This is a genomic window from Pseudomonadota bacterium (assembly GCA_026388315.1).
In the GTDB taxonomy this organism is placed as follows: Bacteria; Desulfobacterota; Syntrophorhabdia; order Syntrophorhabdales; family Syntrophorhabdaceae; genus MWEV01.
Genome location: JAPLKA010000016.1, coordinates 1 through 12,512, shown reverse-complemented (window position 1 = coordinate 12,512; position 12,512 = coordinate 1). Strand labels below are relative to the sequence as shown.

The window sequence follows — 12,512 nt, the reverse complement described above, 5'->3', positions numbered from 1 at the left end:
TATTGCCATTCAAACACGTACTGCCAAACGGTACTTATTTCATCGAAGATGAGCAGGGGATATTTTGACAGAAATTTACGGTTTGGAAGTCAAATTGTATGTCAAAACCGTAAATTTCTGCGCGTTCGCCCCCGCTGGTCCATTTATACAAAAAATAAGTCTAAAATACGCTCAACTGACACCAATAGAAATTCAGATAGCAAATCTCGTCAAAATCGGTAAAACAACAAAAGAAATTGCTGAAACACTCCAAATGTCCTCAGGGGCAATTAATTTTCACAGGAATATAATCAGAAAGAAACTCGGTTTAAATAATGAGAAGATTAATTTGATGTCCTATCTTTCATCTCTATAGTTTTTTCAACCACCTACATCAATCTTTTTCAGAGAAAAACTTCTTCATAACTTAATTCATTTAGTTGCTTAGATCATGTATGAGTTATTACTCTTAATACACATACATTTTTCTTACATTACGTAACTTGCCCAAAAAACCGAAAATGTAGTTAAATGTTGCAGCAGGGCACTTCGGATAATCTCAGGCTTTGGATATATCACAAGCCTTTAGATATCAGCCCGAAGTGTTATCATCAAGTTGTAAAGATTGAAAATTGATTTACGAGGAGGAGATTATATGTTTAGGAACATGAAAATCGGTACAAAACTTATTGGCGGATTCTCATTGGTGGCACTTATTGTACTTATTATTGCTGTTATGGGCTATTGGGGTGCAAACAAAATCGGGAAGAATACAGAAGAAATTGCCGGTGTACGACTTCCGAGTATAAATGCCCTTGGAATTATCAATGAAGCACAGACTGCCATTCAGAGAGCGGAACGGAGTATGTTAATCCCCGAGTTCTTTAAGAACGAAAAAGAGATGGAGAATCAGGTCAAGTTTGCAGAGAATGCCTGGAAAAGAGTCGATAAAGCATGGAAGATATATGAGCCTCTAACTCAAACAAAAGAAGAAGAGAAACTATGGAAGCAATTTGTCCCTGCTTGGGAACAGTGGAAAGCATTAAATAACAAGGTTTTTGCCCTTTTAAAAAACGGCAAGCGGGATGAAGCAATGGCCCTCTCGACAGGACAGGCACGGGAGGCATTCAATGAAGCGGAAAAGCTTCTTGGTGAGATAACAGCCATTAACGAAAAGACAGCTGCAGAGGAGCACAAAACTGCGAGCACAGCTACAGCATCGGTTAAAACAATCCTGATGATTGCTGCAATTATCGGCTTAATACTTGCTATCGGATTGGGGATATTTATTGCCCGCATGATTACCGGACCCATACAAAAAGCCGTAGCGATGATCAGGGAACTTGGCATGGGACACCTTGGCATGAGGCTCAAAATGGATCAAAAAGATGAGATTGGCATCATGGCATCTACCATGGATCAATTTGCCGATGACCTGCAGAATATTATAATCGGTACTATGCAAAAGATTGCCGATGGCGACGTAAGCATGGAGATTGCTGTAAAAGATGAAAAAGATGAGATTGCCCCGGCCTTGAAAAAGATAGTTGAATCAATAAGAGGTCTCGTAGTTGAAGCAGAGATGCTCACAAAAGCAACAGTTGAAGGCAAACTTGCAATGCGCGGGGATGCAAAAAAGTTTAATGGCAGTTACAGTGATATTATTAAAGGTTTCAATGATACATTGAATGCAATCATTGGACCGTTAAACATGACCGCAGAATATGTTGACCGGATCAGTAAGGGAGACATCCCGCCTAAAATCACTGAAGATTATAAGGGTGACTTTAACGAGATTAAGAACAACCTGAACCAGCTGATTGATGTGGCCAATAATCTGCTGAAAGAGGCTGATGTTCTGGTGGAAGCTTCCAAAGAGGGCAAACTTGATACCAGAGGCAACGCAGACCAGTTTGCGGGAGGATGGAAAGACCTGTACAGGGGGATCAACAATATCCTGGACGCGATTCTCATTCCCATTGGCGAAGGCAACCGCATCCTTGCCCAAGTCTCCAACGGCAAGATCGACGAACTGATCATGCAGACATACAAGGGCGACCACGAGGCGATGAAGCAGAATATCAACAATATTGCCATCGTGCTTCAGAAGTTCGAGGCCGAGATAGGCGGACTGATTACGGCCACGGTTGACGGGAAACTCAGTACACGCGGGAACGCCGACCAGTACAAAGGGGCTTATGGCGCTGTGATCAAAAACATAAACAATCTTTGTGATGCATTTGTCGGACCGATTAACGTTACGGCAGAATATGTAGACAGAATAAGTAAGGGAGATATCCCGCCGAAGATCACCGAGGATTACAAAGGCGACTTTAATGAGATTAAAAACAACCTGAACCAGCTGATTGATGTGGCCAATAATCTGCTGAAAGAGGCTGATGTTCTGGTGGAAGCTTCCAAAGAGGGCAAACTTGATACCAGAGGCAACGCAGACCAGTTTGCGGGAGGATGGAAAGATCTGTACAGGGGGATCAACAATATCCTGGACGCGATTCTCATTCCCATTGGCGAAGGCAACCGCATCCTTGCCCAAGTCTCCAACGGCAAGATCGACGAACTGATCATGCAGACATACAGGGGCGACCACGAGGCGATGAAGCAGAATATCAACAATATTGCCATCGTGCTGCAGGGATTCCAAAAGGAGTTCCAGCGGCTGACCGTGGCATCCCAAAACGGTATGCTCTCCGAGCGTGGCAAACCGGAAGAGTTCAAAGGCGCCTATGCGGAAGTAATCCAAGGTGTGAACGCCATGCTGGACGCGATTCTCATTCCCATTGGCGAAGGCAACCGTGTCTTACAGTTGATTCGTGGCGGAAATCTCCGGGAAAAGGTTATGATCGCCTGCAAAGGTGATCACGAGAAGATGAAAGACTCAATAAATGGCGTACATGCCTGGTTGAGCGAGTTGATTGCCTATGTTACCAAGATCGCCAACGGTGATCTGACAGCAACAATGTCTAAAGCATCTGGAGACGATCAAATTCATGAGTGGCTGCTGCTTATGAAGGAAAACATCCATGCACTTGTGGAAGATGCAAACATGCTCTCGAAAGCAGCAGTGGAAGGGAAACTTGCTACCCGAGCCGACGTTTCTAAACACCAGGGAGACTTCCAGAAGATCGTTCAGGGCGTAAATGATACCCTGGACTCAGTCATCGGACCCCTTAACGTCGCTGCAAAATATGTGAATGAGATCAGTACAGGTGTCGTCCCTGCAAAGATCACCGACAATTACAATGGTGACTTCAATGAAATTAAGAACAGCATCAATACACTGATCGAGAAGTTAACGGAGGTAGTTACCGACATCAAGACCGCAGCAGACAATGTTGCATCGGGAAGCCAGCAGATGAGCAGCGGTTCCCAGCAGATGTCACAGGGCGCGACAGAGCAGGCGGCATCAGCCGAAGAAGTATCTTCCTCCATGGAACAGATGGTATCAAACATCAGGCAGAACGCGGACAATGCGCAGCAGACAGAGAAGATAGCATTGAAGGCGGCCCAGGATGCAAGGGAAGGAGGCAAGGCAGTATCTGAAACGGTATCCGCGATGAAGGAGATCGCAACCAAGATTTCAATAATAGAAGAGATCGCACGGCAGACCAACCTCCTTGCCTTGAATGCCGCCATTGAGGCAGCACGGGCAGGTGAACACGGCAAAGGGTTTGCTGTGGTGGCAACAGAGGTAAGAAAACTTGCCGAGAGAAGCCAGACCGCAGCGGCAGAGATCAACAAACTCTCCTCCTCCAGCGTGGAAGTAGCAGAAAAGGCCGGTGAGATGCTCACCAAGATTGTTCCCGACATCCAGAGAACAGCAGAACTTGTCAGCGAAATCAATGCTGCAAGCAATGAACAAAATACGGGGGCAGAGCAGATCAACAAGGCAATCCAGCAGTTAGACCAGGTTATCCAGCAAAATGCCTCAGCCACAGAGCAGATGGCATCGACAACAGAGGAGCTCTCTTCCCAGGCAGAACAGCTGCAGGATACCATCGCCTTCTTCAGGGTTGAAGAGACCGGAAAGAACAGGGCAGCGAACCGGCGGGCAATAGACAAAAAGGCTCCCCTGCCCCCCATTGCCCGTAACCCTATGAATGTTGTTAAGGGCGGTAATGGATCAAAAGACACAGGCATTCCAATAGACCTTGGCAATAGTCATGACAAACTGGATGATGAATTTGAAAAATTCTAAAAAAAGCAGCGTTTAGCGGATAGCGTTTAGCGTGGAGGTTTTTTCTCTACGCTCTACGCTTCACGCTAACATTTCGGGAGGAGCTATGAGCGTACCATCCATTATCGATACAAGACAATACCTGACCTTCCAGCTCGGGGAGGAGGTCTTCGGGGTAGATGTTACCCATGTTAGAGAGATATTAGAGTTTACCACGGTGACCAAAGTACCGAGAACCCCCGAGTTCATGAGAGGGGTGATTAATTTAAGGGGGAGTGTAGTCCCCGTACTTGACATGAGATTAAAATTCGGCATGACCCGGACAGATAAGACGGTGGATACATGCATCATCGTTGTAGAGGTATCCTTTGAGGAAGAAACGACCATCATCGGCGCCCTCGTTGATTCTGTCCAGGAGGTCTTTGAATTAGAGCCTGACCAGATAGAGCCTGCACCAAAGATAGGGATACAGCTCAAAACAGAGTTTATCAGAGGCATGGGGAAAAGGGATGACCATTTTATTATCATCCTCGATATTAACAAGGTGTTCTCCTCTGAGGAACTGACATTTATTGAAGGGATGGGGAACCAGGGAGAAGAAAAGAAGATGGCGAATGGGTAAAGGCAGGGTCCAAGAAGATGCCGCATCAAGTGCGGAGTTGCGATTTTTAGTACTTTTGCAAGAGTTTATTTTGTATACACTTTTGCAACTTTATTTGATATATTTTACGATGAACCTGCAGGGGGTTAAGAGGATTGTCTGTATGGAAAAGATAGAAGCAGTATTTCTCCGTTAAAGGATGACCGCACCAACAACAGGAAAAGGGCAAACGCGGAAACCATTACATGTCCTTACTGCGGCAGAAGCGTCAAGCTTGTTTCCTACGGCAGCGGATGGGTAGGGACATGCTGTGACAGGGTTGTGTATAATAGTCACCAGTTACCGCCCGGCCGTTAGAAAAACTGCGAAAACCTTTTTATTGCAATGAAGAGAGATGACCATGACATTCAAAGAAACAAAAATACCTACACCATTTAAGGCAAATATTTTCATAGACTGGGTCAATGTGAAACTAAACGGGGGATTCGGCCTGGATTTTTTTAAAATGATGCAGCATATCAGGGATAAAGGTGGAATAATTTTACGAGCAAACATTTACGCCCCGGAACCTGACGATAATCAGATTAGTTTTTATGATGCAATGAAATCTGCAGGCCTCAAGCTGATACTTATCAATGAAAAGTACGACAACGTTAATAGTGATGCCCTAATGGCGGTTGATATGGTTACGCAATCTCATGATGTAGACGTGATATACATACTTACCAATGATGCTGATTTTGTCCCGGCTGTTTTATATCTTCAGTCAATCGGCAAAAGGGTACTGCTTCTTCATGCTGATGAACCATCGAATGAGCTAAGAAAGACTGTTGACGAAAGGAGGCATTTAGATCAACTGAAGCTTCTTCGGGAACAGCATTAAGATTATCCTGAAATATCAGAATCAACAAAACCCCATTGGAGCAGATTAACGGCAGTATGGAATCAATAAGAGATAACGGTACCGAATTTATCATCACTTTTTCGATTGATCAGGAGAAAACACCATGAATGAACAGGAAAACCAAACGACCATTCTGCTGGTAGAAGATGAAGCGCTCCTCTGCATGCAGGGAAAAAGTACCCTCCAGAAATACGGATACAAGGTCATCACCGCTCCCAGGGGGGAGAAGGCCATCGAGATTGCACGCACCACCCCCGGTATCGACCTCATTCTTATGGACGTCAACCTCGGAAAAGGAAGGATGGACGGTACAGAGGCGGCAGAGATCATCCTCAAAGAAAGAGACATTCCTGTCCTTTTCCTTTCCAGCTATACTCAGGCTGAAGTAGTTCAGAAAACAGAAAAGATCACCTCTTATGGATATGTGGTAAAGGATTCCGGTGAGACAGTACTGATCGCTTCTATAAAGATGGCATTCAAGCTCCATGAGGCACACCGGAGGCTGAAAGAAAGGGAGGAAGAGCTGCGGGACAAAGAGGAAGAATATCGCCTACTCTTTGAGAGTGCGTCATCAGGGGTGTTCATTGCTCAGGACGGTGAAATGAAGATTACCAACCCGGCAGTGGTGGAAATCACGGGTTATCCAGCAAACCGTCTTACATCGGAACCATTCACTTCCTTTATTCATCCTGATGATGTTGGCATGGTTGTGGACCGTTACAACAAAAGATTGGAAGGCAAAACGGTTAAAACCAATTATCCATTCAGAATAGTTACGGCGGAAGGAAGGGTAAAATGGGTCGATATCTCGTCAACCTTCGTTTTATGGAAGGGAAGAAGCGCCACATTGAATTACATAATTGACATCACCTCACGCAAAAAGGCGGAAGAATTTCTCAAAGAGAGTGAAGAAAAATTCCGGCTCCTCTTTGAAAATTCCGTTGACCCCATACTTATGATCGATGGAGAAAGATTTGTTGACTGCAACGAAGCCGCCGTGAAGATTATGCATTGCACCGGAAAAGATCAGCTTGTCGGGACCAGACCATCTGATATTTCTCCGGCCAGGCAACCCGACGGACGTGTATCTTCAGAGAAGGAAAAGGAACTTATCGGTATTGCGCTAAAGCAGGGGTCGAATCATTTTGAGTGGAAGCACCGTACCGTTGATGGTGAGGAATTCTGGGCCGATGTCTCACTTACGGTCATACCCATTCAGGGCAGACAAATCATGTATGTTGTATGGAGAGACATCACCGAACGTATAAATGCCCAGCAGAAGATCATAGAATCTGAGCAATCCCTTCATGGCATCCTCTCATCTTCGCCGAATGGAATCGGAAAGGTACGTGACAGGGTATTTGAGTGGGTCAATGATGCCATGTGCCGGATAACGGGGTATGCCTTTGACGAACTTAAAGGCGCGAGTACCCGTATCCTTTACGAAAGCGATGACGAGTATGAAAGAACAGGAGAAACGCTCTATCGCGAAGGCCGGGCTGATGCTGCCTTTGTCACAAAAGACGGGATTATCCTTAATGTCATTATCCAGCTATCTCCAACTACCAGTTATTCATATATCTTTACATTCACAGACATCACCGACAGGGTACAGTCAGAAAAGGAACGGGAAGCACTGGAAAGGAGATTATCACAGCTCATCGACTTTTTGCCTGACCCTACTCTCGCAATAGACAGTGAGAAGCGTATCATTGTATGGAACCGGGCCATGGAAAGCTTGACCGGGGTTCCAGCGGCAGACATGATGGGGAAAGGAGATTATGCATACACCATACCTTTTTACGGTGTTGCGAGACCGCAGACCATGGACCTCTTCTGGGTGCCTGAGCATGAAGTTGCGGAAAAATATCCCCACATAACCAAAGAAGATGACAATTATGTGATAGAAACATTCTGTCCGGCACTTTTCAAAGGCAAAGGAGCCCATGTATGGGCAAAGGCAGCACCTCTTAGGGATGGCAATGGACATCTTGTCGGTGCTATTGAAGTAGTACGAGACATGACCATGTATAAGCAGGCAACTGATGCCATCCAGGATCAGCTGCATTTCCTGCAGCAGCTGCTTGACGGCATTCCCAATCCGGTCTTTTATAAAAATACTCAGGGTGTTTATCTTGGCTGCAACAATGCATATACCGTGTTTACAGGACTAAGCAAAGAAGAGATGATCGGCAAAAATGTATATGATCTTTTCCCCCGCGGCCGGGCTGACATATACCGGGAAGCCGAGGAAGGGCTTTTAAAAAGTCCCGGCGTAATAGACTATGAAATATCCATTACGGATAGAGACGGAATGATGCGTCACATTGTCCACAACAAGGCATCCTATGTCGGATTAGATGGTCAGTTAGCCGGTATAGTGGGCGTCATTTTCGACATCACCTCCCGCAGACAGGCCGAGGATGCGCTAAAAGAAAAAGAGGCCAGATATCATTCCCTTTCAAATATGCTTCAACTGATGTGCGACAACGTGCCCGATATGATCTGGGCTAAAGACCTGGACAAGCGCTATATATTTGCCAATAAGGCCATCTGCCGGGATCTTCTTAATGCAGCGGACACCGATGAGCCGATAGGGAAAAATGATATGTTCTTTGCTGAACGCGAGCGGACACGTCATGTGGATAATCCCGAATGGCACACCTTCAACGAAATCTGCCGGGACACTGATGTCATTACTATGGACGCAGGTAAACAGCTGCAGTTCGATGAGCATGGAAACGTCCAGGGAAAGTATCTCTTTCTTGATGTACGTAAAACCCCGTTCATTGATGAAAACGGCACCATGATCGGTACGGTGGGATCTGCGCGGGATGTGACAGCAGTCAAAGAGATGGAGAAGGAACTGAAGAAGAGTGAGGAGAAATACCGTTCTATTTTCGAGAATGCCATTGAGGGTATTTTCCAGACCACCCCTGAAGGACAGTTCCTTACCGTTAACACCAAACTCGCGCGAATATTCGGTTTCAGTTCTCAGGAAGAAGTAATGGAGGCTATCACAGATATCGGCAGACAGCTTTATGTGAACCCGGATGAACGTGATGAATTTATCCGTATCATTCAAGAAAAGGGTGTAGTAAGAGATTTTGAATTGCAAATGAGAAGAAAGGATGGGAGTATTTTCTGGTCAGCTCTCAATTACCGTTCGGTGTATGATGAAAGCGGAAAACTTCTCTATTATGAGGGCACCTGCGAAGACATCACCGATCGTAAACTCGCCGAAGAGGAAATACAAAACCTCCTCTCAGAAAAGGAACTCCTCCTCCGCGAGGTGCACCACAGGATCAAGAACAACATGGGTGTGGTTGTGAGCCTCCTCTCTCTGCAATCTAACACGCTGCATGACCCGGCAGCCGTTGCCGCCCTTGAGGATTCGGGAAACCGTGTCAGGAACATGATGGTTTTGTATGATAAACTCTATCGATCCACAGATTTCCGAGAGATATCGGCAAAGGAATACCTTACCTCCCTGATTGATGAAATTGTAATCAATTTCCCCAACCGGGGACTGGTAACTATTGAAAAACAGATTGATGATGTCACCCTTGATGCAAAGACCTTATCACCTTTGGGTATGATTCTGAATGAATTGCTTACCAACTCAATGAAACATGCTTTTACCGGCAGAGAAAACGGGAAGATATCTGTCTCTCTTTCGTTTAAGGACAATCATGCAACCCTTATCATACAGGATAACGGTGTCGGCATTCCTGAATCGATTGATATTACAGCCTCCACCGGATTCGGTATGCAGCTTGTCGGTATATTAACAGAACAGCTCGAAGGAAGCATGAAGATAGAACGGGCGATGGGTATGAAATTCATTCTGGAATTTGCGATATAATGTAATTGTTTGATATCCTTGAGTCTGCCGTTAGACAAGTAATCTCAGGCTGCGGTTTGTAAAAGAAGTTGAAATTGCTTTGATTGGGAAGGTAACCGTGAGTACACAGGAACAGAAGACCATCCTGCTCGTTGAAGATGAAGCACTCCTCTCTACGGCATGTGAAAAAACCCTCCAGAAATACGGATACAAAGTCATCACCGCCCCCAGGGGAGAGAAGGCAATCGAGAAGGTGCGCACCACCCCTGGTATCGACCTTATCCTCATGGACGTCAACCTCGGCAAGTGTATGGACGGCACCGAGACAGCGAAGACCATCCAGAAGGACCATGACGACATACCGGTCGTGTTCCTCTCATCTCATAAAGAAAAGGATGTTGTAGAGAAGACAGAGAAGATTACCTCCTACGGCTATGTGGTGAAGGACTCCGGCGAGACAGTCCTGATAGCTTCCATAAAAATGGCATTCAAGCTCTATGAGGCACACCGAAGATTGAAAGAAAGAGAAGGGGCGCTGCGGGCAAGCGAGGATCGCTACCGGCGGATAACCGAAGGGTTGAGCGACTACCTCTATACCGTGCTCATCGAGGATGGACGTGTTGTGCAGACAACGCACAACCCGGCCTGTGAGGTAGTGACAGGATACACGGCAGAGGAGTTTGCGTCCAATCCCTATCTTTGGATAGACATGGTCCCGGAGCAGGAACACGATATAATCAACGAACACGTTAAGAATATTCTATCAGGAAAGAACATATCTGCCATTGAACATCACATCGTGCGAAAGGACGGAAGCATTGTCTGGGTGAGCGATACCCCCATCCTGAAGATTGACTCCCAGGGGATACTCATATCATATGACGGGGTTATCAAGGACATCACCGAGCACAAGCAGGCCGAGGAGAAACTCCTGCAGGCCGAAAAAAGATACCGTTCCATCTTCGAGAACGTTGTTGAAGGCATCTTCCAGACCACACCTGAAGGACGTTTTCTTATTGTCAACCCTTCACTCGCACGCATATACGGGCATGATTCGCCCGAAGAAATGATCGAGACAGTCACAGATATCGGAAAACAGCTTTATGTAAATCCTGATGAGCGTAATGAGTTTCTCCGTATCCTTCACAAAAAGGGCTTAGTTACAGGCTTTGAAATGCAGCTGAAGAGAAAGGACGGGAGCACCTTCTGGGCATCCATAAATGCCCGTTGTGTGTATGATGAAAATGGCAACATCCTCTATCATGAGGGCACATCAGAAGACATCACGAACCGGAAACACCTCGAATCCCAGCTCTTTCAATCACAGAAGATGGAGGCTATCGGCACTCTGGCAGGGGGAGTCGCCCACGACTTCAACAATATCCTCACCGCGATCATGGGTTTTGGCGGTATATTACAGATGGATATGCAGGAAGATGATCCAAGCAGGGCTTTTGTTGATGAGATCCTTGCCTCTTCCGAGAGGGCGGCAAACCTGACATACAGTCTCCTCGCCTTCAGCAGGAAGCAGCAGATCACCCTTAAACCTCTTGGCATAAATGATTGCGTAAAAAACACATCAAAACTCTTAAAGAGGTTCCTCACGGAAGATATCGAGCTGAAGAAAAGGCTCTCCAGGGAAACCCTCGTCATTATGGGAGATGCTACGCAGATAGACCAGATACTCATCAACCTTGCCGTAAATGCCCGCGATGCCATGCAGATGGGTGGCATATTGAGCATAGAGACAAACATGATAACGCTGGATGATGAGTTTATCAGGATGCACGGGTACGGTGAACCCGGAAAGTATGTCCTGCTCTCTGTCTCTGACACCGGGCACGGCATGGATGAGGCAACAAAAGCAAGAATCTTTGACCCCTTTTTCACCACCAAAGTGGTGGGCAAAGGAACAGGCCTCGGTCTCTCTACCGTCTACGGCATCGTAAAACAGCACAACGGCTATATAACGGTCTACAGCGAACACGGCCGCGGCACCACTTTCCGCATATACCTTCCTTCTGTCGACATAGAGAAGGAACAGAAGGCTTCGCCCGTACACAACATACAAAAAGGTTCAGAAACTGTACTTATAGCTGAAGATGATCCCGGAATAAGGAAATTTACACGGGAAATCCTCCAGCGTTACGGGTACACTATCATCGAGGCAATAGATGGAGAAGAAGCAGTCCGCACCTTCATGGAGAACAGAAACAGGATAGGCCTCATCATCCTTGATGTGGTCATGCCGGGGAAAAATGGAAAAGAGGTATATGATGAGATCGTAAAAACCGATCCAGGCATGAAATTCCTATTTACCAGCGGCTACACCAGAGATATAATGCTCGACAAAGGAATCAGGGAAGATGCGGTTGACTTCATCCCGAAGCCGTTATTACCGGATGAGCTACTAAAAAAGATCAGGGATGTGCTGGATGGGTAGGTTTTTGCTGTGCTGTGACAATTTTGTTAAAAGACTTGTCCTGAAAACACGTAGCATGTTGCGAAACTGGCCCATTCTGCACAAAAAGCGTCAGGCATTATGAAAATTATCTTCCATAAAAAGTTTTATAGTTCCGATTATGCTGACGATGGCGCATCTGTTCCCGGCAGAATGGAATCAATTATGGATAAATTAACTGCGAATGGAAAATATGTTTTCATTGAACCTCAACCAGCTTCGATCAAGGATATTCAGAGATGTCATTCGGCAGAGATGATAGAGAAGGAAAAGAACAATGAAAAGTGTTACGAGATGGCGCTGCTGTCCGCAGGCGGGGCTATTATGGCATCAGAATCCTGTATTGACGGGGAGCCTTCTTTTGCATGTATACGTCCACCGGGACATCATGCATCCAGAGATACAAACTGGGGGTACTGCGTTTTCTGCAATATGGCCATTGCACTGCTGCGGTTACGCGAACAGGGCTTGATCAAATCGGCCTTTATCCTGGATTTTGACGCTCATACGGGTGACGGGACAAAGAAT

The 12,512-nt window shown here is 46.0% G+C and carries 6 protein-coding genes; all 6 read left to right on the top strand.

What is annotated here, in order from left to right:
- The first annotated feature begins 634 nt into the window (after nucleotides 1-634).
- Nucleotides 635-4,195, top strand: coding sequence for a methyl-accepting chemotaxis protein (locus tag NTX75_01015; protein ID MCX5814809.1), 3,561 nt, complete (start codon nucleotides 635-637; stop codon nucleotides 4,193-4,195).
- An 85-nt stretch (nucleotides 4,196-4,280) separates the two neighbouring features.
- Complete coding sequence (locus NTX75_01010) at nucleotides 4,281-4,796, top strand: chemotaxis protein CheW (protein ID MCX5814808.1); 516 nt, start codon at nucleotides 4,281-4,283, stop codon at nucleotides 4,794-4,796.
- Nucleotides 4,797-5,175: 379 nt separating this feature from the next.
- Entirely contained in the window at nucleotides 5,176-5,658 is a 483-nt protein-coding gene (locus NTX75_01005; protein ID MCX5814807.1) for an NYN domain-containing protein, read from the top strand.
- A gap of 124 nt (nucleotides 5,659-5,782) precedes the next feature.
- On the top strand, nucleotides 5,783-9,544 hold the full coding sequence (locus tag NTX75_01000; protein MCX5814806.1) for a PAS domain S-box protein: 3,762 nt from the start codon (nucleotides 5,783-5,785) through the stop codon (nucleotides 9,542-9,544).
- Between the two features lie 97 nt (nucleotides 9,545-9,641).
- Nucleotides 9,642-11,966, top strand: a complete 2,325-nt coding sequence (locus NTX75_00995) for a response regulator (GenBank protein MCX5814805.1) — start codon at nucleotides 9,642-9,644, stop codon at nucleotides 11,964-11,966.
- A gap of 99 nt (nucleotides 11,967-12,065) precedes the next feature.
- The coding region (locus NTX75_00990) for a histone deacetylase family protein (GenBank protein MCX5814804.1) at nucleotides 12,066-12,512 on the top strand (447 nt) is incomplete at its 3' end.

Coding starts and splice junctions, on each gene's coding strand:
- NTX75_01015 (MCX5814809.1), top strand. CDS start 635: ATGTTTAGGAACATGAAAATCGGTACAAAACTTATTGGCGGATTCTCA.
- NTX75_01010 (MCX5814808.1), top strand. CDS start 4,281: ATGAGCGTACCATCCATTATCGATACAAGACAATACCTGACCTTCCAG.
- NTX75_01005 (MCX5814807.1), top strand. CDS start 5,176: ATGACATTCAAAGAAACAAAAATACCTACACCATTTAAGGCAAATATT.
- NTX75_01000 (MCX5814806.1), top strand. CDS start 5,783: ATGAATGAACAGGAAAACCAAACGACCATTCTGCTGGTAGAAGATGAA.